General features: G+C 58.3%; 10 protein-coding genes and 1 tRNA gene. 6 read left to right on the top strand and 5 right to left on the bottom strand.

Annotation, left to right across the window (positions count from 1 at the left end):
* Window positions 1-18: 18 nt before the first annotated feature.
* The 6 genes from pheT (at window position 19) to C4J93_RS17190 (ending at window position 6,399) form a co-directional block, all read left to right on the top strand.
* Entirely contained in the window at window positions 19-2,397 is a 2,379-nt protein-coding gene (pheT, locus tag C4J93_RS17215) for a phenylalanine--tRNA ligase subunit beta (RefSeq protein WP_124430028.1), read from the top strand.
* Window positions 2,398-2,400: 3 nt separating this feature from the next.
* Window positions 2,401-2,703 carry an integration host factor subunit alpha gene (gene ihfA / locus C4J93_RS17210; RefSeq protein WP_002553164.1) on the top strand — a complete coding sequence of 101 codons (303 nt, stop codon included), beginning with the start codon at window positions 2,401-2,403 and terminating at the stop codon, window positions 2,701-2,703.
* Window positions 2,684-3,040, top strand: coding sequence for a MerR family transcriptional regulator (locus C4J93_RS17205; protein ID WP_003219935.1), 357 nt, complete (start codon window positions 2,684-2,686; stop codon window positions 3,038-3,040). The genes ihfA and C4J93_RS17205 overlap by 20 nt, the downstream gene beginning before the upstream one ends.
* Before the next feature lie 90 nt (window positions 3,041-3,130).
* Window positions 3,131-3,207 (top strand) — tRNA-Pro (locus C4J93_RS17200).
* 1,543 nt (window positions 3,208-4,750) lie between these two features.
* Complete coding sequence (locus tag C4J93_RS17195) at window positions 4,751-5,548, top strand: HipA family kinase (RefSeq protein ID WP_124430027.1); 798 nt, start codon at window positions 4,751-4,753, stop codon at window positions 5,546-5,548.
* Entirely contained in the window at window positions 5,545-6,399 is an 855-nt protein-coding gene (locus C4J93_RS17190; protein ID WP_124430026.1) for a DUF3037 domain-containing protein, read from the top strand. Before C4J93_RS17195 ends, C4J93_RS17190 begins: the two co-directional genes overlap by 4 nt.
* Before the next feature lie 422 nt (window positions 6,400-6,821).
* On the opposite strand, the gene C4J93_RS17185 is transcribed toward C4J93_RS17190, so the two are convergent.
* The 5 genes from C4J93_RS17185 to C4J93_RS17165 all read right to left on the bottom strand — a co-directional run bounded on the left by C4J93_RS17185 (window position 6,822) and on the right by C4J93_RS17165 (window position 23,209).
* Window positions 6,822-9,062 carry a P-loop NTPase fold protein gene (locus tag C4J93_RS17185; RefSeq protein ID WP_124430025.1) on the bottom strand — a complete coding sequence of 747 codons (2,241 nt, stop codon included), beginning with the start codon at window positions 9,060-9,062 and terminating at the stop codon, window positions 6,822-6,824.
* A 1,070-nt stretch (window positions 9,063-10,132) separates the two neighbouring features.
* Window positions 10,133-11,356 carry a hypothetical protein gene (locus C4J93_RS17180; protein ID WP_124430024.1) on the bottom strand — a complete coding sequence of 408 codons (1,224 nt, stop codon included), beginning with the start codon at window positions 11,354-11,356 and terminating at the stop codon, window positions 10,133-10,135.
* The gene (locus C4J93_RS17175; RefSeq protein WP_256660086.1) at window positions 11,353-12,366 is read right to left on the bottom strand and encodes a DegT/DnrJ/EryC1/StrS family aminotransferase; all 1,014 of its coding nucleotides are present in this window, start codon (window positions 12,364-12,366) and stop codon (window positions 11,353-11,355) included. The genes C4J93_RS17180 and C4J93_RS17175 overlap by 4 nt, the downstream gene beginning before the upstream one ends.
* Window positions 12,342-12,734 (bottom strand): hypothetical protein, encoded by a 393-nt coding sequence (locus C4J93_RS17170; RefSeq protein WP_256660085.1) that lies wholly within the window; start codon window positions 12,732-12,734, stop codon window positions 12,342-12,344. Before C4J93_RS17170 ends, C4J93_RS17175 begins: the two co-directional genes overlap by 25 nt.
* Window positions 12,735-12,802: 68 nt before the next feature.
* Window positions 12,803-23,209, bottom strand: a complete 10,407-nt coding sequence (locus C4J93_RS17165; RefSeq protein WP_124430023.1) for a peptidoglycan-binding protein — start codon at window positions 23,207-23,209, stop codon at window positions 12,803-12,805.
* Window positions 23,210-23,213: the final 4 nt, after the last annotated feature.

The following is a 23,213-nucleotide window of genomic DNA, read 5'->3' as shown; positions in this document are numbered from 1 at the left end:
AATCTTTAGGAGAGCAGGATGAAATTCAGTGAACAATGGCTGCGTGGCTGGGTAAGCCCGCAGGTAGATCGCGACGCGCTGGTTGCGCGTCTGTCGATGGCCGGTCTTGAGGTCGATAGCGTTACCCCGGCCGCCGGTGTATTCAGCGGCGTGGTGGTGGGCGAGGTGCTGAGCACCGAGCAGCACCCGGATGCCGACAAATTGCGGGTGTGCCAAGTCAGCAATGGCGCCGAAACCTTCCAGGTCGTGTGCGGAGCGCCCAATGTGCGCCCGGGCCTGAAGATTCCGTTCGCCATGATCGGTGCCGAACTGCCGGGCGACTTCAAGATCAAGAAGGCCAAGCTGCGCGGCGTCGAGTCCAACGGCATGCTGTGCTCCCAGGCCGAGCTGCAGGTAGGCGAGGGCAACGACGGCTTGATGGAATTGCCGGCCGACGCGCCAGTGGGCCAGGACATCCGTGTTTACCTGGAGCTGGAAGACGCCAGCATCGAGGTCGACCTGACCCCGAACCGTGGCGATTGCCTGTCCCTGGCCGGTCTGGCCCGTGAAGTGGGCGCGCTGTACAACGTGCCTGTTACCCGCCCGGTGGTTGCCAGCGTGCCAGCCGTGCACGACGAAGTGCGCTCGATTGAAGTGCTGGCGCCAAACGCCTGCCCACGTTACCTGGGGCGCGTGATCCGTAACGTCGACCTGTCCAGGCCGACTCCGCTGTGGATGGTCGAACGCCTGCGCCGCGCTGACGTACGCAGCATCGATGCGGCCGTCGATATCACCAACTACGTGATGTTGGAGCTGGGCCAACCGCTGCACGCGTTCGACCTCGCCGAAATCAATGGCGGCATCCGCGTGCGTATGGCAGAGGAAGGCGAGAAGCTGGTACTGCTCGACGGTCAGGAAGTCAGCCTGCGCGCGGACACGCTGGTCATCGCCGATCACTCCCGTGCCCTGGCAATTGCCGGCGTGATGGGTGGCGAGCACAGCGGCGTATCGGCGACCACTCGCGACGTATTCCTTGAAAGCGCGTTCTTCGACCAGATCGCCATCGCCGGCAAGGCCCGTTCATACGGCCTGCACACCGATGCGTCGCACCGCTATGAGCGTGGCGTGGACTGGAAGCTGGCCCGTGAAGCGATGGAGCGTGCCACTGGCCTGCTGCTGGAAATCACCGGTGGCGAAGCCGGCCCGATCACCGAGACTGTCAGCGAACAGTACCTGCCGTCCGTTGCGCCAATCACGCTGCGCGCCAAAAGCGTCGAGCAAATGCTCGGCCTGGTGATCGAGCCAGCCGAGATTGAGCAACTGCTATCGGCCCTCGGCCTCGCCATTTCTGCGGGTGGGGAAGGGCAGTGGCACGTTGAAGTGCCAAGCCATCGCTTCGATATCAGCCTGGAAGTTGACCTGATCGAAGAACTGGCCCGCCTGTACGGCTACAACCGCCTGCCGGTTCGTTACCCGCAAGCGCGTCTGGCCCCGCAGCCGAAAGCTGAAGCCCGTGCACATCTGCCGGAACTGCGTCGCCTGCTGGTTGCCCGTGGGTATCAGGAAGCGGTGACTTACAGCTTCATCGATCCAAAGCAGTTCGAGCTGTTCAACCCAGGTGTCGAGCCGCTGTTGCTGGCCAACCCCATTTCCAACGATATGGCGGCCATGCGTTCGTCGCTGTGGCCAGGCTTGATCAAGGCGCTGTCCCACAACCTGAACCGCCAGCAAGATCGCGTGCGCATGTTCGAAAGCGGCCTGCGCTTTGTCGGTCAGCTCGATGGCTTGAAGCAAGAGCCGATGCTGGCGGGTGTTGTCTGCGGTAGCCGCCTGCCGGAAGGCTGGGCACAAGGCCGCGATGCCGTGGACTTCTTTGACGTCAAGGCTGACGTGGAAGCGGTGCTGGGCTTTGCCGGTGCGCTGGACGCCTTCACGTTCCTGCCGGGCAAACACCCTGCGCTGCACCCAGGCCAGACGGCGCGTATCGAGCGCGAAGGTCGTTTGGTCGGCTTTGTCGGTGCCATTCACCCGGAGCTGTCGAAAACCCTGGGCCTGGACCGTCCAGTCTTCGTTTTCGAGCTGGTCCTGGCTGAAGTTGCGTCGGGTAAGATGCCCAAATTCAGCGAGCTTTCGCGCTTCCCTGAAGTACGCCGCGACCTGGCCCTGATCGCCGACCGTGAAGTCGCTGCCACTGCCGTTCTGGATGTAATCCGAGAAAATGCAGGGGAATGGCTGACAGACCTCAGGCTATTTGACGTCTATCAGGGTAAAGGCATTGATCCGCATAGAAAAAGCCTTGCGGTTGGCTTGACCTGGCAGCATCCATCGCGCACTCTTAATGACGATGAGGTGAATACCACGACACAAAATATCCTCACCTCGCTCGAACAAAGGTTGAACGCCACGTTAAGGAAGTGACGTATGGGGGCTTTGACGAAAGCTGAGATGGCGGAACGTCTGTACGAAGAGTTGGGTCTGAACAAGCGCGAGGCCAAGGAATTGGTCGAGCTGTTTTTTGAAGAGATCAGGCACGCTCTGGAAGACAACGAACAGGTCAAATTGTCCGGTTTCGGCAATTTTGACCTGCGGGACAAACGCCAGCGGCCTGGCCGCAATCCAAAAACGGGAGAAGAAATCCCGATCACGGCTCGCCGTGTGGTCACCTTTCGTCCAGGGCAGAAGTTGAAGGCCCGAGTTGAGGCTTATGCTGGAACCAAGTCATAACGACGAACTACCCGTCATCCCGGGCAAACGCTACTTCACCATCGGTGAAGTCAGCGAGCTGTGTGCGGTAAAACCGCACGTGCTGCGCTACTGGGAGCAGGAGTTTCCTCAACTCAACCCCGTCAAACGCACTGGGAACCGCCGGTATTATCAGCGCCAGGATGTGCTGATGATCCGGCAGATCCGCGCGTTGCTGTACGACCAGGGGTTCACCATCAGCGGCGCACGCCAGCGCATGTCCGGTGATGAAGCCAAAGACGACACCACCCAATACAAGCAAATGATCCGCCAGATGATCTCCGAACTCGAAGATGTGCTGGTGGTGCTGAAGAAGTGATTCAGGCTTTAAAAATACTTCCACATTTCAAAAGCTTGCGGTATATTCCGGTTCGCTTCGTTAAGAAGCAAACCCAGTAACACGCCTAGTCGGGGCGTAGCGCAGTCCGGTAGCGCACTAGCATGGGGTGCTAGGGGTCGAGTGTTCGAATCACTCCGTCCCGACCATATTATTCAATGAGTTAGGCCAATGTTCACAGCATTGGCCTTTTTCATGTGCGTGACTTTTGCGTGACTTGTCGTTTTTTCACGCCTGCTTCCTCTTCAAGGATTGTGTAAGGAGGCGTCGGTTTTGGCACTACCTTGCACGGTGTTTGGTACAACGCCTCGGTGATGTAATTCGCAAAATTTGCGCTTTGTTTGGCACCTTCAAATTTGAACGTACCAAGCGCTCAATCAGCGCTGATGATTCGTCCAGCATTTGTCGAGCAGCTCATTAGCGTTGCCTAGCTTCACCTATCGGCTGGGACGTGGTTCTTGTTCGGCAGGGTTGTAGAAAACGGTGAAGTGCCCACAGGTGCAGAGAACTGCGCTACCGCCTATTACGGGGTATGCCTGCCAATGAATGCGTTCCTGCTCCACGTGGTCGCCAGGATGCCGGGACTGGTAAGCGTCGAAATCGAGGTTGCTCCGAGAGCATTCTGGATTACCACAGGCCACGGTATTGGGGCGTTTTTCAATCTTTCTTGGCATATTTCAGTCCTTACGCCTGCTTGAAAAATAACAGGCGGTACCCTTTCAGTTAGTTTGGATGCTATCGAAGTATGAGTGGCAACATGATCAATGCTTCATGTGACATCCACACGCTCACACATGAAGCTCTCTAGCTGTAGGCGTGGAGGTCGCCTCGGCGGCTGATCCTTCAATAGGAACGCTAGGGTAGGGCAAACAAACGTTTCCTTACTAGCACTGTGATACCGGAATTAAAAAGACCTTGGAACGCTAACCACGCGTCCAAGGCCAGGCTCCAACGGGATGGATCCACGGAGAAGTAAAACCATCCCGTGCTGCTACAACTGCTTCCTAGCCTCCACGTCTCACCTGCATACCCACTCGTCGTTCAAACTCTGCAAACACCGTATTGGTAACGGTTTGATGGGTTTGCGTGACATTCACTTTCTCCAGGGCGAGCAAGGCCAGCCGTATTACTGGCTTTCGCAAAAAATTGAGGTGCTCTTGCTTCGCCATGAGGTTGCGAAGGAGTGGCCATAAAATAGCAAATTGTTTTTGTGATTTGATGTCTGCTAATTTTCAGCGGTTGATGGTCTCAGCTCGTAGTGGCTAAGTAACGGTTTTAGATTTTGCGCATCCAATCGCTCTGGCCAGAGACGCGGCATATTTGTATGGAAGTGTTCATGGGCTCACCAACCTCGACCCGCGAATGCGTCGTGACCTCTGCTCAAATTGTCGGCTGTCTTGTGGTGTAGGCGGAGTGCGTTCTGTGCGGGGGGGGGGGGGGCACCAAGAAATGAGCCAGCAAGATGCTGAGATTGCATCGAGCTACCAGGCTGTAGTGGAGTATGCGGATGAGTGAATCTGGGGGGTCATAAAGGTTGTGCGATGATAAGGAAATATAGGAGGGTGCTGACAAGCGGTAAGGTTGGATACTGCCGTTTGGTGGCTTTATGCCTCCTCTTTGCGTATGATCGCGCGACTTTCGAGCTTGTGCTGCGACATATCTTAGATCAAGCTCGACGCCTAAGGATTGGGAATGTTCCGAAAAGTATACGCCATCCGGTTTGACAAGCCTGCAGGTAACGGCAGAAATCGTGCATGTTTCATTACATGCTCGGATTTGGCTGGCGAGCGCGCTGAAGCTATAGTGAAGTTCAGTTCCGGCTGCGAAAGCGGCGTTGGAGCGCTGATTCGAGAGGCGCTGTCAGCATTTTTTGCTGCAGATTTGGGGCTTCACATTCCCGAGCCTCTGCTGGTTGAAGTACCGCCTCAATTTACTGCGGGCCCTGCCTTCCCCGAGCATAGTGCTTTCATTGCCGCAAGCTCTAAGTACGCGTTTGGGTCTACGAAGCTCGCGTCAGGTTACCAGATCGTCTCACCTGCTCATCCTGTTCATGGCCCTATGATCCAAAGGGCTGCGGAAATTTTCGTGTTTGATACATTTACTGCCAATTATGATCGCGGCCCACAAAATCCAAATTGCCTGACGCAAGGGGATTTTGTCTCAATAATTGATCACGAGCTAGCCTTCTTGATGGGCTCCATTCTCTTCTGGAAAAGTCCTTGGGCTGTAGGTGGCGGCGAAGCGCTCAGCAACGTCGATAGGCACGTTTTTTGGATCCACGTTCGGAAACAAAAGATTGATTTTGAAAGGATGAAAAGCTGCCTGCTGATGATTGATGATGCTAGGCTGGATTCATACATGGCAGCGCTCCCGGATGAGTGGCTGGCTGGAGAAGGGAACGTTATTGCCTTAGAGATTGTCTCCTACATTCGAGACCTCAGAGACAATGGCGATGAGGCGTTTAATGAAGTTGTGAGGGTGCTTTCATGATCAACTTCCAAAATTATGAATTTTCGGTTTTGCGGTATGTACATGACACTCTAACCGGAGAATTTGTAAATGTTGGTGTTGTAATATATTGCGAAAAAGAAAAATGGATTTCCGCGCAATGCAGGAACACCTATGCACGAGTTTCGGCTGTCTTCCCAAATTTAAATAGCTCACATTTTCGAAAGATGATGAAATTTGTTCAGGCAGAGTTTTGCAGAACAAATCAGTCTTTAAATACAGAGCTGCAATTTTCTGAAATAAAGTCTTTGCAGACTTTGTTGCACAAGGTTTTACCTAGAGACGACAGCTCAATGCAGTGGTCACCAGTTTCTGCTGGGCTGACTTCAAATTTAGAAGCAGAGCTGGAATTGTTGTTTGAGCGATATGTTAGTCATTACGATGTTAAGGTGAGTCGAGATAGGCGAACGGAACAGGATATTTGGAAGGATTTCAAGAAAACACTTGAAAAATTCAAGCTGTCAGAAGAATTTCAACCTAAGCGGATATCAGTTAAGGATGACGAAATAGAGTTCCAGCACTCGTGGAAGAATGGAATCTGGCACTGTATTGAGCCAATTTCTTTTGACCTTACGGATGGTGACTATTTCAAGGATAAAGCTCATCGTTGGCTTGGACAACTTTCTAGCATTCAAGACTCAGCAGATGAGTTTAAGGTTTATTTGTTAGTCAGCCCCCCTACTGAAATAGAGCTGCAACCAGCTTTCAGCAAGGCATTGAGTATTTTAAGAAAAATTCCTGTTGCAAGTGAAATCTACTTAGAGCAAGAGGCGCCTAAGCTTGCCGAAGAAATTCAGAAAAAAATGGAAACTCATACAAACTCACTGCACTGATCAATAAATGCCCGGCCTAGCGCCGGGCTTCTTGTATCTGACTTTTACAACCTTTTCACAGGTAGGCGATTATGGTCACTCCAGCGCCTAGTGATACCTTTCAGCCCGCCCTATAGCGGGCTTTTCTTTGCCTAGAGTTTACCAATTACGGCAGTGTTTACCGAAGCTGCATTTTTAGCTGAAGGGGTGTCAGGATCGATCGTGTTAGCCACGATTGGATCGCTCAGGTTAAATCCTGCGTCCTTCAATCGATTTCTAGTATCGATGGCCAGCGCCACAACTAGCCTATTTCGGCGCCATCCATCTGGCTCAACTGCGCGGTGAACGATGAATTTTCGCTTTCTTGAATGCGAAGGTAACGAGATCCCTTGGTCCAATTAGTCAAGTTAGAGCGTCAAGATCCCAGCCTACAATGCGCTTGGTTACGGGACAGGATCGTGTTGCTCAGGGTCCTTCAGAACCTGCTGGTGGATGTACATGAATTGATGTGCTGTTTTCAAAGCAGGCGATAAATGTTCCTCCGGGTGATACACCGGATCACGTAGTGCATTGCCGTAACGGGTTCGCAGGTTCTCTGCGATCAGCTCAGGTGTTACTAGATCCGCAACAGAGTCGTAGCTGCGTCTTTCAAAATCGGACCTGACAGGCAGTCCTGACTCTACAAACCACCCCTCTCCGACGAAACACTCCAGAAAAGTATCTACACCACTAGGGTCTGTTTCAAAGTGAGCGCTGAGTGCTTCCCGTACAGAGGCATTTCCAAGATGCTTATTCCAAAGCCAGTATAGACTCGGCATGTCTTTAGGGTCTGAAGCAAAAAGTGGGAGCTCGGTGTCAGCACCGCAAACTCTTTGAGCCAGGCGTTGGTTTAGAATCTCTTCAATGGCATCAGAAAAAATGCGTTCGCCTTCGTGACGTCCCTCATGATGATGAATCCATCGACAGCATTCCATTCCGAATCCAAGCGGATTAGCCGAGTCAATTACTTCTTCTGCAGCACGTTGTCGGGCGCCAGGATCAGGTATGCGCCTCAATAGTTGAGAGACTAGCATGCCTCCCTGCATGAAGGTGCCGCCTATAACCATCGGCCCGCGCTCTCGGGGCAGCATTGTCGCGTTGGTTGAGAGCGTTAGCATTAGTGCATAGGCCTGCTCTTCTGAAGTCTCTTCAGCGTGGGCACGAAGCTTTTGGATAAGTTTTGGAAAGGCTCCACGCAATGAAAACTCTTTTAGGAGCGCGGTTCGTTCTGCCTCATTGGCATGCGTGAGGTTTCCCAGCAGTGAATTAATCGCAGCGTCTCCCACGTCGCCATGAGGAATGCCATACGTGAAGTAGCGAGCGAAATATTCACTTGAGCAGGCCTTTTGTTTTCGCGCCCATATTTGATCCCATTCACCGCCGTAACCCATGCGGCCTATGCGGGGGAAGAGTGGCTCAAGTAAACCTCTTCTGATTCGCAGGCGTTCTTGTTGAGTGGTCTCAGGCATACCACGGATAATTAAGGCATCCAGAGGAATTTCTTGAGGCTGTTGCGTGAAAGCATTCTGGTTCTCAGCTTGCTTCAAGAACAAATCTGGATTGCGGCGAATTTCGGTATACAGGTTGGGGTAAAAGATACGTATACCTTCAATTAGCATGAGATCTACAATGTCAACTTCACCCTTGAGCAACGGGAGCGCAAATGTCAAAGCGTTGGCATATAGTTTTGCAAGACGCGGTGTGGTGAGGCGCGGTTCAAGGCCATCAACAAAATGCCGTCCAAATGTATCGGCCATTGATTGGGTGAGTGGGATTTCAGCCTGATTCAAAGCTGCCTGTACTCCTTCAAATGTCATTTGGCGCAGGCTTATTTCATCAGCAGGGGGTAGGTGGAGCGGTACTTGAATGATTTTCTCAAGAAATGCGCGTCCCGCGCGCTCGCCGCCTTGACCATAGCGTTCGCCTAATGCGGCGGATACAACAACATCATCAAATGCTAGTATGTATGAGGTATGAAGAAAGCTTGCTGACAATTTCACCAGCTTGAATATGGCGTGGGTTTCATTGCGATCCAGACGATCAATATCATCGATAAATATGACCAAGCGTTTGCCACATTTTTCGAGAATCGATTCTATTCTTTGCTTCAGCTCTTCTAATTTGACAGCTGATAGCGATTCTCCCAGACCCTTTGCAGCATCTCCTGGGTTGATTTGGAGCACTCCGGCAACTGTCAACGAGCCGAGTGACAGCAAAGAGCCGTATTGCTGTAGCACGTCGCCAGCCCGCTCTTTAAAGTTAGGAAGTGATTGATTCAGTGCCCCGGCGAGCGTTGCGAAAAAGCCGCGGAGAAGCTGGTCTTCAGATTGAAAATGCCAAGGATTGAATTTCACGGAGATGACATCTGGATAGGCTTTTAGTGCCTCTTCCATCATTTCCAGTACGGATGTTTTACCGTCTCCCCACGGTCCATAGAGCCCTATGACGATGCTTGCCGGATCTATTCGTGTTGCAATCGTATCGGCCATGCGGGTGGCAAAAGGCGCCCGATTGAAACGGTCGTCGGCGCGGGTGGCAATCGGCTGGTCAGAGGAATATTGATTTTCCACAGACGCGGGCGCGGGCGGAGGCACGTCGACAGATGCTTTCTCGCTGATGAAGAATGCTTTGATCCTTTTCAACATCTCAATTCCCTTTAAGGTTCCTCGGTTTTCCGAGTTTGTGCATAGGCATTTTGACGAGGGTGGATTAGAGGGATCTGAAGCGCTGAACTACGCAGCAGATTCACATCGTTTGATTTTGGAAAATGGAACGTCCTTCCTGCATTCTCTTGTTGATCGGGCCTTCACCTACTTTTCTAGTAATTGATTAGCTCACTCGCAGTCAAAGGCTATCGGATCAAACCCATCAATCCCATACCATTCCGAAACTACCTCATGTCGGGACGATTCAGATCCTCCAACGTTGCCGAAAGTTTTCATGCTCTGGCCCGCCACCAATATCTAGCAGTGAACGCCTATTAGCGCCGTCTGTGTAGCACTTGCGAAAAAATATCGTGGGTGGTCTTGTAGACTCTAGTGCGCAGCTGCCAGTTGTCGCCGAGCTTATAGACATAGCCATCACCTCTTTCTCAGAGTAACGCAGGGAGCAAGCATTTTGTCATCTGTCACCGTCCTGAGCGTGATTGGTTTGCGATAGGATGAGCATAGTCACCGCTGGTGGGGCCCTAAAGGGCCTCGTAATTCTGCCCGCAATCGAACACGCTTAGAATCGCCGCAGTCGGGCTTCGAATCTTTGCTGTAGGCGCTGACGGTGTCGGTAATAGGTAATCCGCAATATCTGCGTCAGATCGTCTTGGCTTTTGCCGCACAATGGCTTGGTAGACTGTAACGGCATATGCCACGTCTTGGTAATAATCCGACCCGCAAGAATGCTCATATTTCAGATCTTCAGCGCAGTTAGAGGTGTGATGTAAGTAATACAGTATGCCAGCCTAATCCAATACGCTGGTGCCGTCACAGATGCCTGCCACGACGATCTTCATCGCGTGCGCCTCATGAACCAGCGACTCGATTGCTGGAGCTTTGTCTGTTTTCCAGATAGGACTTCCCGTCACGATTAATAAGTCGATTTCTTCACGTTAGATGGCCTCCAGGGCCAAGTTCGTGACCATCATCATTGCTCCGCAGAAAACGACCTGTTTGCCCGGTCAGCAGACCTGGAATGTACCGCCTTACCTCCTTCTGCTGTCAGTTCAGGAACGCAAAGGACGGCAGGCTTCTTCCAGAACGGCGCGTACGGCCTGGCATAGCTCATCGGCCCCGGGCTTTTGGCGGAAGTCTCGAAGTTGTTGTTGAAGGGCGGTGAAAGCAGTTCCTTCGACGGCCTTTGCCAGGCTCAGTAGCGGGTCTGGTTGAATGTATTGCAGGTGGTCGGGTGCCATGTAAAGCCCATTGAGGTTCTGGTAGTCAGCGTCGATCCAGGCGTACAGGTGATGGTCAAAGCGCTCGGCAAAACGATAGCGGCCAAAGTCCATGATCTGCAACTGCAGGGGCTCGACGCTGGACTTCCCGGCCAGTTGTACATTGACGCCGTCGATCACCAGCGGCTTGCCTTGGTTGTTCGCCAGCAGCTGTTCCAATCGCTCGGTCACCTGGTTGCTGACCTTAAGTGTTGCGCCGTCGCGCTGCACCTGCAGTGTCCCATTCTCATGGCTGACGTGAAAACGCACAGCGCCACAGCTGCTGGCTGTCAGGCCATAACGCCTGAGACGCAGTTCGGCCTGCATCAAGGCGCCCGCCAACTCGGCCCCTTGCCAGTAACGTTGCCACTGGCAGCGCGGGCGGGTGCAGGGGCGGCGCAATAACAGGACGGCGGGTTCAGATGGTCGACCGTCATGCCACAAGGCGTCGAAGCCCAGTTCAATAACGGCATAGGTCGGTAGCGCAGTGATCGCCTCTTTTGCATGAGTCATGGCCGCCAACACCAGGTGCTCCATCAGCACTTCATGCATGGCTTCGGCCAGGGTCAGTAAACCGTTGGAATGGGGAAGCACAGGGGCTTCGTCCGGGGGGACACCGAGTCCTTTGACGTCGAATAGCACCTGATCGCTGCAGGGTGAACAAAGCACCGCGGCCCTGCCATAGCGGGGCGGGCGCCAAGCCGGCGTGCGGCGGCCGTCGAGGGCGATCGGGGTGTTGATGCCTTGCGCTGCAGCTTGGCTGCTGGAGATAAAGGCTGCGTTGTCCAGCAGCCACTGGTCGATCTCGATGTGCGAGGAGGTGTCCGTAGACGATCCCCAAAGCGTGCCGAAGTCGGCCCGAATCGCTGCATAGTTGGCGAACAGGACCCGGGCGTCGGCCACCCCCAGCAGTTGTTCTTCGATTAACGCCTGGCCACTGTCGGCGTAGTCCGCAAGGTGCTGCACCCTTGGGCCGATAGTGAAAGGCTGGGCCAGGTCATGGGTGCGCGGACTCATGGCAGGTCTGCGGCCCAGGCCGCCAGCTGCTGCGGATGCTCAAGGGCAGCCAGGGGGTCGAGCAGTATCCAGCTGCGGTGCAGGTCCAAGGTGGGCCGTGGACCCTGGGCCACGTCTGCACGAGTGCCAAGCATGGGTAATTCCCTCAGTGGGCGCGGGGCTGGGGCACAGACGCCGAGGAGATCGGCATGAGGGCTGTAGCGAAGGTGTTCGAAGACCCGGGCGTCGCGGGTGCGGATCGGAATGAACTGCCAGCTGGGTGCCGATGGGTCTTGGGTGATCCAGGGATCCAGACCATATTGACGCAACCGCACCATTAACCCGGGCACCTGCAGCCGCAGCCTTTGGGTTCGCGCCTGGGCCGTTGCGACGGCCTGCATCAGGGCGGGCAGGGCATGGACCGACAAGGGCGAGCTCGACGCCGGGCGTGGTCGCGAACGTTGGCCTGGCGACCAGACATCGATATCGGCATCCACCGCAGTGTCGCTGAACACTGCGCCGCCACCGCCGATATCCAGCGGCTTTCCGCGTCCCAGGGAGGTCACCACCCGTGACGCGCCAGGTTGATTGAGGTCCCAGGCGCCAGCGCTGTCTTCGATGATTGGCATCTGCGGGCCCAGTTGTCGGCGCAGGGCTGGAATATCGCAAGGCAAACCGTATTGATGAACGGCGATCACTGCATCCAGGCTGTTTTTATGAGATTCCAGGGCGGCGCTGCTGAGCAGTAACTCAGCACCGTTTTCAATGATGACCGGGACCGCGCCGGTATTGAGAACAGCCGCTACCACCTGATGACAGGTAGCCGCCGGAACCGCCACCCGCCACTCGGTCGTGACACCCAATTGCCGTAGCGCCAGTTCCAGCGCTGCGGTGCCGCTGCCTACCAGGGCTGCGTGACGGCGGGCGTAAAACTGTGCGAGCCAGGACGAGCACGGGAGCCTGTCGGCTTCCCGTGCCCGCCACTGACCATCGGCAGTGCTGGGCGCTACTTGCATTTGTCCATGGCGCACGCGGTCAGGGCCTCAACCTTGCACTTGTCCATGGCGCAAGCGGTCAGCGCTTCAACCTTGCACTTGTCCATGGCGCACGCGGTCAAGGCTTCGGCCCGGGACCCGCCAATGCGCCAACTGGTGAACTTGCTTTGCGCCAGGGTCGCACGCTTGACCACATCCAGGTGCAAGGTGCGGGCATCGTGATCGTTGCACTCAAGGAGAATCTCGTCCTCGGCCACCGCGAAGTGATCATGCAGCAGGCAGAGTCCGAAGCGATCCAGGTTGCCATGGCGCTCCAGTAGCTCATGCAGGTCATTGATGAATTGCACGTCAGACGCGCCCAATGGCGTAGCTTCGGCAAAGGAGGGATTGGTGTGTCCGTTCATAAGGTGTACTCCAATATGTTTGAGTTTAAGCCTGTCAATGTCTTCCACGTACTCAGTGCGTTTTCGCCTCATAGACCTCCTTGTCCCGGGGGAACCTTGTTGGCCGATATCCAAAGATTTTCGATGCTCAGCAACGGCGGCTGGTTGTCTGAGGGCAATGCTCCCTGTGCCAGTTGGGTCGGATCGTCGGCGCTGAATGCGCGCAGGGTCAGGTCGACCCGGGCGTTGCCCTGGATAGTGACTTTTTCGGCCAGGCGCCAGCGATCGATGGCCTGGCTGAATGTGCTGATGAAGGCGGGCGGGGTATTCAGCGAAGTGCTCACCGGCAACATCAGCGCGGCCGGCAGCACGGTGCGCGCGACGACTCCCTGCCCGGCGATGTCGTAGCTGTAGCGCCCCTCCATGCCCATCTGGACCGTGGTGCCGTTGCTGCCTGAACCCAGGGCGGCAAAAAACACATTCAAGTAATCCTCCAGACTCGCCTTCGCCACTGGCAGGCTGTCCAGGGAAAAGCTGTCCTGGATGATGTGGGGGCTGATGCTGTCGACAAAACGCACGACCGGTGTGGAGAAGCGGAACACCGGGTTGGTGTGCAAGGTGCCGATCTGCGCGGCGGGGAATAGGATGCGGTTGCGCTCCACCGACAGCGAAGCCCACGCGTCCTGATGATCGAACACGTTGAGGGCCGGCAGGCTGGTACAGCGCTCGTTGACCAGCAGCGCTTGCGCATAATCGAGCCATTCTGCCGGCCCCACATTCTTGAGGCGATAACGGTAGGCGACCGCCCCGGGGATGTCCGGATCGATGACACTCACCGCCTCGTACTGCGTCGGATCTATTTCCACCCGTGGCGCCGGCAGGCTGACCTCGCCCCATTGCGCCAGGGTGGCGCTGATTCGGCCGATACCTGGATCGTAGCTGGCCGCCACATCGTTGATGGTCATGTCCAGCAGCAGGGTCTGGGCCGCCTCTTGCCCGTCGACCATCACCCAAGTGAGCACCTGGCTGAAGGCGCAGGTCAGCGCCTGGGGGGGCACAAACGCGGTTTTACTGCGGATCGGACTGGCCCAGGCATGGTAGGCATCGGTGACCTCCTTGACGATGTACACGAAGGCCGCCACCGCATGCTGGGCCGCAGCGATTTGCAGCTCGGTCGGCTGGCTGACATTGATCGCGGTGAGGTTCTGCTGCATGGCCACTTCGATGCTCGGGTAAACAGTGACGAACTGGGCCAATGCGGCGACCAGGCTTTTACCGGTGCTGCGTAGCGCGCCGTTGGTTGTCGGGGTGTTCAGGGCTATGGCGACGTTGAGGCTGTCCTGGGCGGCACCCCGGACTAGGGAGTCAAAGGCATAAGTCCACTTGCTCAGGTCCGAAGCACTTTGCGCCGGCTGTGCCCAGGCTGTCGCTGTCTGGCGCTGGACCGTCGGGGGTTCAGGCAAGGCTCGCAGCAGCACCGGCAGGTTCATGGTCTGCCCTCCGGCCAAGGGGATCAGCAACGGCCCGCCGATCAATGAGATCCAGTTCGACTGGGTGTAGCCGCTGATCCCCGGGACGCTGCGCACGTCGTGTTCCAGGTGACTGACCTGCAACGCCAGCTCCAGTGGTACATAGCTCCTTGCTGCCTCGTTGCGGGAATTGAACACAAACGCAAGGGCGCTTTCGCCAACCGAAGCCTGCAAGCGAATGCGCCCGCTGCCGAAGGCGTAGTTGTCGTTCCCTGTGCCGGGCGGTGGCTGACTGGATACGGTCGGCTGGCCGTACAGCGACAACGTTTGGTCGGTGGCGCTGCCTTGCACGCAGAAGCCGACGATAGCGGTGGTGCTGTACGCCGAGTACAGCTGGTTGAGCAAACTCTGGCGCAGTTTTTCAGCCGCGGCGGCCCGGGTTGCCCCGTCTTGCGGACCTGCCGATAGCACCGGTTCCAGGGTGGACGCGATATCGTCAGCCAGCACCTGCTTGGCGCTGAGGATTTTGCCGAGATAACCGTCCTTGAGCGGGTCCTTGCTGCCGAGCAGGATGTCGAGCAGGAACACTGAGGGGGCATAGGTCGGTGACAGGAAGCCGTCGATGGCCTTGAGGGCTGTTTCGAACCAGAGGTTCTGATCGACGCCCGTGAGGTTGAGTGTCGCCAGGTCATCGCCAGGGAACGGCTGGTCCGGCCGGTAGGTGGGGTAGATCTGCACGCTGTCGGAGGTCAGGCTGTTAGCGATCGGCCGGGCTGCGAAGTAGCCTGGGACCGGATCGATGCGGTAGCGAATACCTGCCGCGCCGTCCTGCTCGGCGAAACGGACGGCCCACAGCGTCTGGCTGCGTCCGTCCGGCGTGCTGCCGGGGTCTGCGGTGCCGCTGCCGACCCGTGTCAGCCAGGCGCCGGGGCGCAGGAACAGCGCCTCGAAGGCTGCGGCGAACACGCTATATCCGCTGGTGCTGGCCGTCACTGGATCGGGGACCGGCAGCAGCGTACTGGTCACCGCCACGCCGCCTGCCAGGCCGGCGACATCCGGCGCTACCAGGGTCGAGACCCTCCGCAGGCTGAGGGTCAGGCTCAGGGGCAGGATCGAGCCGGGCGCGAGGCTGTCGATATCCACTGCCAGGCACAGGCGCACGGCAGCCGGTGGTGCTGCAGTGGCGCCCTGGATCAATTGCCCGAGGTACAGAATCACCCCGTTGATGTAGTCCAGCAACGGCTGCGACTGGCTGACGTCGAGCTGGCTCAGCGGTTGGGCGAACAGGCTGTTGACCAGTTCCACGCTGACCGCGCGGCCGTTGCACCAGGGCAGGTTCAAGTCTTGGTAGGACTGGTTCAGTTGGTAGTAGATCAGGCTGAACATTTCCAGATCCTTACCGGCCTGGACCTTGATGTCGCCGCCGCCGGCCGGGTCGTAGCTGGAGGTGTCGAGGCTCAGGTGGATAACCAGTTGCACGCCGCCGGCAGCGGCTTCATAGGTGTAGAAGGCGCGGGTGTTGGGCCAGGCCGACAGGGCGATCAGGCGATCGTTGTAGCGCAACGGCAGCGGGGGATGGTTGAGGCTGCCACTGTAGCCGGCCGGTGGCTGCTGGAAGGGCGTCACGGTGATATTGCCAAAGATGTCCAGCCAGCAGAGGTTCACCTGGGCGAAGCTGCCCACACCTCGATAGGGGTTGTCGGAGGCGGACGGCAGGCCTGGGTCCACCGGCTGCGGGGCGGCATTGCTGGTGGCGCGGCGGGCCAGGCCAAGGGTTTGCTGATAGAAGTACTGGCTGTCCTCGGCCAGGGCGTTGAGGGCCTCGCGGCGGCTCTGCGGGTTGCGCATGGCTCGACGATGGATTTGCGCCTCGAGTTCATCCGCCCCGATGTCCGGCCGCTGTGGCCCGAAGGGCAGGGCCAGGTCGCTGGCGTTGTACCAGGGCGAGCCGTCGATGCCTGCACTCAGCACCGAGTAAAGGTTGTACAGGTAGGCACTGGCATAACCGTCCGGGTCCACACTCGGGGAATCCACCGGAGGCGGGTTGTCACGCAGGACACTGAAAGCGGCATTGCCTTGGTTGAACACCGCTTGCAAATCGAAGGTCCGGGTATCCAGCGTCAACGCACTGCCGCTGACCAGCAGCCCGACTACCCGCTCGGCGCCGACCGCCAATGCATCGAGATCGAGCCCGTAGTAGTCGGCCAGGGACCGCAGGCTGTTGCCCGGTGCAAGGCTGCCGTCAACGACATAGACCAGTGCCGGGATGAACAGCGCCACGCTGCTGGCGGCGCTGACGCCGGGGTTGAGAGCCGCGATCTGCGCGGCGCTGACCGGTTGCAGTGCCCCCACCGAGTAGTAGCGGGCCAGATTGTCGAGGATTGCCGCGGGCACGCCATTGCCTGCGCTGGAATCGGCCGGTGTCACCAGGTGAATGATGCCGTCTATGGGTACTTGTGCGTTGGTGGTCAGTGTCGCGCCCGGATTGAGTTCGGCAATGCGTCCGGAGCCGATACCGTAGAACGTCGCCAGGCTTTCCAGGCTGTCACTGGCGCGGGTCGGCTGGCTGACGCCGGCGGTGCTGGCCGAGCGCAGGGCCATGTGGCTGCCTTCCTGGATCACCGTATCGGTGGTGACAAAGGCATTGATGAAGTTGCACAGGCGGCCTAGCAGGGCACCCCGTGGATAGGTCATTACCAGGGTCAGGGTCGCCGTGCCACTGTCGTCGAAAATCCCATCGGGCAAGCCGCTGGCGGCGATCACGTCGTAATAGCTCAAGTAGTAGCCGCCCGAACGGACGGTAGACAGTTCCCAGAGCAGTTTTACCACTTCCTGGGGAGGATTGAGGATGCCGCGCGGCCCCGCGTCGTCGGCCGTGCGCGGGGTCATCAAGTCGGGTGGCGGGTTGGTTTCGGTCGACAGGTTGGTCTGCGTCAGGAACGCGAGGAAGTCGCTCTGTGCCTGACTCAGCAGGTTGCTGGCCTTGGCATTGCCCTGGGGCATCAGCAGGAACTGGCCGCTGATGATTGACGTACCCAGCTCGCTCACCGCGCTCAACAGGCGCTCCAGTAATTGCGCATCGGTGGCCGAAGGGCCGAGCAGTTGGTAGGTATACGCCAGGCTGCTGCCATCGCTGGCAATGACGCCGGGCTGGGCCTGGGGCAGCCGCTTGATGGTGAAGTCAACCCGGGTCGCGTAGCTGTAGGAGGCTATTTCGCGGCGAGTGGTTTCGAGGGTCGCGGGGTCGGTTGAAACTTCCCAGGGGGTGAAGGCCGGCAGGTAGGGCAGTTGCTGCGAGAGATCAGGCAGCTGTGAGGCGAGACAGCCCACCCGCTGGTTGCTCAGTCGGACCAGGCCATCCGGCAGGGACCAGAGTATCGGTTGCACGCTGGGCGCCTCTTCGGTTGAGGCACGCAGGTTCGGCTGGCAGAGGTCACGCAACTGCTGCAGGTCAGCGGTCGACCACAGGGAGATGCTTTTAACCGCATAGTCTTTCGGGCTGCGGGCAACGGTCGGCAGCGGGCTGATGCTCGGTGCCGGCTGGAACTTGCCTCGTTGCGCGTAGGCCAGCACCACGCAAAGGTTGCTGTAGGCCTCGTTCAGGTTCATTGAGCCGCTGCTGCCGCCGGCGATCGTTACGAACGACAAGTCGACACCATGGCTGCTGGCGTCCCGGCTCAGGCTGATGGGGAAGTCAGTCCCGGGCATCTGGTCGGTTGGCGTGGGGAACTGCTGGCCGGTCAGTTGATAGAGACCATAGGCGCTCTGATTGTTTGGGTAGAGAAATTGCGCGCCCAGGCTCAGGCCGCCCATGCCCGCCGGGTTCGACGGCAGGCGCAGGCCATAGGCCAAAAAGCGCGAAAGCATGCCGGCCAATTGGGCCAGTTGATCGGTGCCCACCACCACGGCCCACAGGTCTTGGGTAAAGAGGCTATTGAGGGCTGTCAGGGTGATCTGTTGCGTGGCAAATAGCGGTCCGACACTGACGTTGCCGGACAGCGGATCGCTGAACAGGGCCATGGCACTCACGCCAAAGCGTGCGCCGCTGCTGTTCAGGCTGTCGCCGGCGGCGGTCTGGTACGCCAGGCTCGGCAGCAGCAACGGTTGGCCCGGCAACAGCAGGTCGGCCATGATGTACAGCGCGCTGTCCCGGGCCAGTGCGGGCAGGTCGATTCCCAGGGCCCTGGCCAGGCTGTTGAACGTTTCTCCGGGGCCCGTGGTGTATTGGTGAATGTCGTTGCCCACCATCAGGCTGATGAGTTGACCGGCGGCAATCACCGTCGAGTTGCCGTTGGCCAGGATCAAACCCGCCGCAGTGGTCGTCCAACGGGCTGGCACGGCGCTGTCGGACCAGGCCCGTGCGACGCTTGCCAAGGTGTCGCTGCTTTGCAAGGCATAGGCGGGCAGGGGGATGTGCAGAGTCAGCCCATCGGTCAAGGCGACTTCGGCATTGGGCCGGACAATATCGTCGAGGGTCAGGCTGTTGCCACGTGCTTCATTGGTCCATTGCAGGATCTGCTCGATGGAGTTGCCGTTGGCCGTGGCATAGGCGTAGTCGTCAAAGGCATTGAGGGCGACCTGCAATAGTTGCCGGCCAATAACCATGAAGGCATCGGTAAAAATCACGGCGGCCATCGATTCGTTGTCATCGTCTGCAGCGCGCAGCGGCGGCGCGCTGCGCTCATCCTTGGCCGTGACAACGGCCGCCAGTTCCTTGAATAACTGCGCGACGTTGCTGCGATAGGTGCTGTTGGTGCCCACGTACTGGAGAAAGTCCAGGGTCGCGCTGCCGGCGTTTGCCAGGGGGACGTCCAGGGACAGGCCGTCGAAGACCGGGAACAGCACCGAGCCGGCCTCCAGCACCTGCTTGATCTGCGCCTGGTTGGCAGCGTCGGGCAAGGTGATGCTGACGTCGAAGGACGACAGGAACGTCAACAACTCGCTGATGCCGAACGGCGGGTTGGCCAGGTCGGCAATGCGTTCGATATCCACCTCCAGCAGGGCCTTGTCCACCAACGTGCCGAGGATGTCGGCCAGGGTGTCCTGCTCGCTTCTGGCTGAGCCCAGGGTGCCGATCAGCCACGGCAGGTAATCGGCGCACAGGCGCTCGAAACTGCTGGAGCCAACCGCCTGCCGTGTCTGTTGAGTCGGGGACGGTGCGTCCATGGTCAACAGGAACACGAAAGCACCTTGCTGGCCGCTGTAGCTGTTCACGCCTTCGTTGCACATCACGGTGAATTGCGGCGTCGCGTACAGGTTCAATGCCGGCTTGGTTGCACTGCGCGGCACCGACATTGCCTTGGGTGTGACGGCCCGTCGCTGGCCGGCGAGCTGCAGATGCCGAGCCTGGCGAGCCAGCAGCGCGGTCGGCTCGGCCCAGGGGGCCGGGCCGCTGTTGAGGGCATTGATCTCAAAGCGCGCCGAGACGTCGGCATGGAATGAAAAGCTGATGCTGAAACTGAACAACCCCAGGTCGATCTTGACCTTGACGCTGACTTCCACTGTGGCTCGGGCCGCGATAGGAATTGGCATGTAGCTCTCGTACGTCAGCGAAAGCGACAGGGTGATGCGCACGTTGACCGCCGCCGAAATAATCGCGAAGTCGATGCTGCCGTAGAGCAGGCCGATGACCCCGACTGTGCCCTGGATCTTGAAGTAGTAGTCGTCCTGCACACTGCTGTTGGCCGTGACCAGCGCGGTGGACGGGCGATAAGCGTGAAAGGCGGCAATAGTGCCCTCCAGGATGCCGAATACCGTCAGCGCGAAGCCGGCCTTGAGCGGCCCTTTGACGAAGTTGTAGCCCAGGCCCAGTTGCAGGCCCAGGCCGAAAACAATCACCGGGTCGAAAGTGCCCTGGGTGGTCTTCGGTACCTGGGTCGCGGTGACCGACGAGAGCTTGCCCAGGTAGAAACCACCCGCACCCAGCACTGGCACGCCGTAGACGATCGCGCTAATCGAGAACGAGCGGCTGAAGTCGAGATTGTAGGGGAAGCCGATGTCGATGAAAAAATCGCCATTGGTATAGATCTTCACCCCGATCTCCGGCAGCACGATTGATACCGCACCGAAGTTCAGGTTGCGGATGCTGTCGGGAAAGGTCCATTCGATCTGGTAGACGCCCACATCGTCGGTGATTTTCTTGTAGAGGATGTCGAGCACCAGATTACCCAGCGCCTTGGCCTTCTCTCCGGCAAGGGCCAGGCGCAGGCCGTAGAGGTTGGGGTCGTTGAATACCAGCATCAGGTCGACGGTCCAGTCCTTGCCGGTCTTGAGCAGCAACAGTTGCCCGGCGATCAGCCAGTCGCTGTTGCGGTTGTAGTACGGCGTGCCCTTGGTACCGCTGTCGCCAGGGTTCAGCGGGTTGCTGGAACCGGTCGTTGAAGGCACCGCTTTCAAGGCGTCGATCACCGCTTTGGTATTAGCGAAGCTGTCGTAGCCACTGATGGCCACGCGTTGGCCAAGTACCAGCAACGGTAGGCTGAAATAGTCCGTACCTTGGCCCGGAACCGAAGGCAGCTTGTCCACGGGCTGGCCTTTCTGGGGATCCAGCAGGTTGCTCCAGTCCTGTTGTTCCTCGGGATTGTTGCCTTTGAACACCGAGGAGCCGTCGATGCCCAGGGTGATTTTGTCAACGCCGTCGACCTTCTTGCGCTCGAATACCAGGCCGTCGATGCTCATGAAGCCCAGGTCGATCTTGCTCGCCAGGGTGTATTTGGCGGCGATGGTCGGCGTGCTGCCGTTGCTGGTTTCCAGGCTGATGACCAGCGACAGGCCGTCGAGGGAGACCTGGTTGAGCACGTCCCAGGGTGAGTCGAGCGTGAAGTAGGGGTCGCCCAGGGACTGCATGAGTTTCTGGATCAGACGCCCCAGGCTCCAGTTTTTCAGGGTGAAGGTCAGGGTTTTCTTGTCGACCTGATAAATCGCCGTCAAGCCTTCCCAGGACAGGCTCAATTGGGCATTGCTGCCCTGATTGTCGGGCGCAAAGCTATAGCTCAGCAGCACGCTGTCGTTGAGGAAGCTGAAATCCCACAGCGTAGTGGCGCTGCCACTGTACTGCTGCTGGGCGGGTTTGCTGGCGTCGTAGCTCAGGCTCAGGGTGGCCAGGGTGTCGACGCTGAAGGCCTGGCCCAGGTTGAAGGTCCAGCGCAGGCTACCGGCGACGGTGTAGCGGTCGATCGGCGTCGCACCGGTGGCAAGAGTGGCGTCCACCTCAAGCGTGTCGACCAGCAGGGTGCCGGGCAGGAAATCGGGGAATGTGAAGGCGCCACCGAAGCTGAGGAATTGGCTGACCAGCTGTTGCACATCCACCGGTTGCGCCAGCCGTGCGGCGACTGTCCAGGTGGCTGGGGACTCGGTGCCGTCATAGTCGATGCTGGCGTTGGCGAAATACGGCCCGATGCCGACCAGTCCGCCGATGCCTGCCTGGTAAGTGGTGACCGGCGCGGTATTGGCGACACCGCTGGCACTGGTGGGGGTGGTGGCCTTGATATAAAGCTGACCGTCGGTGACCGAGAGTATCGGCAGGCCGTCGAGCGTGAACAGGTTCAGGTCCAGTTCGAAGCCGGCGTTGAAGGCGTAGCTCTTGGCGCCCACGTCGAGGCTCAGGCCTACGTCGGACAGCGAGGCATCGACGAAGCTTTTGGGAATGCGGATCAAACCCAGGGTGAGCGCGGCAATCAGGTCGTTGAGATTGGCGGTACCGTCGAAACGTGCAAGCAACTGGAGGTCGGAATTGAATTGGACGAAGAACAGGCCGTTTTCGCCGGTGGTCTTGCCCTTGAACACCTCGGGCAACAACAGGAACTGGGTCTGGAACAGAAAACTATAGGCACTGCCCTGGGGAAGATAGTTGATGCCCCATACCAACTCGAAATCGGTGACGCCGAAAACCAACTGGTTGGTCGGGTCCTGCAAGGGGACCCAAGGGTGCTCGACATTGATCACCGTCGGGTCTGCGCCCAAGGTCACGCTGGCGCTGCTCAGGGCCAGGCTGGGGCTGGTGGTGCCGCTGAGGCTGAGGCTACGCAGGCCGATCCCGGAGAGAAACTGCTGCAAGACCGGTGGCGTTCCCGTGAAGAAACTGCCTTTGTTGTCCAGCAGGCCGATGACCGTGGCCGGGGTCAACAGGGCGCTGCCGTCGTCGCTGTGACCGAGGTAGAAATTGAACGCGTTGCCATTGTTGATCTGGGCCAGGGCGCGCATCTGGTAGTCGATGGATTGACCGCGCTGGTCCGTCAGACTCAGGTCGAGGCCCAGATACAGGCTGACCTGCTGGTCGTAGAAGGCTTGCGCCGGGTCGTCGCCGTCCTGCAGTTCCGGTGGGCCGATGATCAACCCGAAAACCGGTGCATCGACACTCAGGTACATCAGTTTCAAGCCGCTGTCCGCGCCGAGGAAAGGCGCCTGCAGGGTCGTGGTCGGCATGAAGATATCGATCCCGTCGACCTTGGCGAAATCCATGCTGCCGCTGAAGGGCAGGGCCAGGGTTGGAAAGCCCAGGCCCTGCACCACCGCGACCGCATTGCTGAGCTGGGCGGGCGGCGTCAGGTTGGCGGCAAAACCCTGGCAAGGACCCAGGTTGTCATTGAAGGTGAACACCGCGTTGCTGATCACGGCCCACTTGAAGGGAATCCCGGTGGCAAAACTCGACAGATCGGCCCAGCTCCAACTGGCCGGCGTGGTGACGATCTCCAGGCTCAGGGCCTGCGCGCCGTCGATGCCGCTCAGGCCGAAGGTCAGCACCAGCCCCTGCTGCACATCCTGTTGCAGAAACCGCGCGCTGACGCCCGTGGCCTTGAACGTCTGGCTGGTCGGGTTCAGCGGTTGCACGCTTTGCGCGGTCAGGCTGATCGACAACCCGGCGACAGACGATTGGAAGGCCGCGTTGAGGTCGCTGTCCAGATTGTCGGAAACGCTGACGCCGGCATCCGCCAGGCCTGCGATCAGGTAGTCACGGGTGAGGAGGATCGGGGCGCCGGCATCGCGAGTCAGTGCCGCAGCGAGGTTGCTCAGTGGGTTGTTGGCCATCTGT

Origin of the sequence: Pseudomonas sp. R2-37-08W (assembly GCF_003851705.1) — a bacterium.
Lineage (GTDB): Bacteria > Pseudomonadota > Gammaproteobacteria > Pseudomonadales > Pseudomonadaceae > Aquipseudomonas.
Note: the sequence above shows the minus strand (reverse complement) of the source record. Positions and strands in the feature narration are given on the sequence as shown.

Excerpts from the sequence above, each read along its gene's own strand:
- C4J93_RS17185 (WP_124430025.1), bottom strand. The coding sequence starts at position 9,062 with ATGTTGAAAAGGATCAAAGCATTCTTCATCAGCGAGAAAGCATCTGTC.
- pheT (WP_124430028.1), top strand. The coding sequence starts at position 19 with ATGAAATTCAGTGAACAATGGCTGCGTGGCTGGGTAAGCCCGCAGGTA.
- C4J93_RS17195 (WP_124430027.1), top strand. The coding sequence starts at position 4,751 with ATGTTCCGAAAAGTATACGCCATCCGGTTTGACAAGCCTGCAGGTAAC.
- C4J93_RS17180 (WP_124430024.1), bottom strand. The coding sequence starts at position 11,356 with ATGAGTCCGCGCACCCATGACCTGGCCCAGCCTTTCACTATCGGCCCA.
- C4J93_RS17165 (WP_124430023.1), bottom strand. The coding sequence starts at position 23,209 with ATGGCCAACAACCCACTGAGCAACCTCGCTGCGGCACTGACTCGCGAT.
- C4J93_RS17205 (WP_003219935.1), top strand. The coding sequence starts at position 2,684 with ATGCTGGAACCAAGTCATAACGACGAACTACCCGTCATCCCGGGCAAA.
- C4J93_RS17170 (WP_256660085.1), bottom strand. The coding sequence starts at position 12,734 with ATGAACGGACACACCAATCCCTCCTTTGCCGAAGCTACGCCATTGGGC.
- C4J93_RS17190 (WP_124430026.1), top strand. The coding sequence starts at position 5,545 with ATGATCAACTTCCAAAATTATGAATTTTCGGTTTTGCGGTATGTACAT.
- ihfA (WP_002553164.1), top strand. The coding sequence starts at position 2,401 with ATGGGGGCTTTGACGAAAGCTGAGATGGCGGAACGTCTGTACGAAGAG.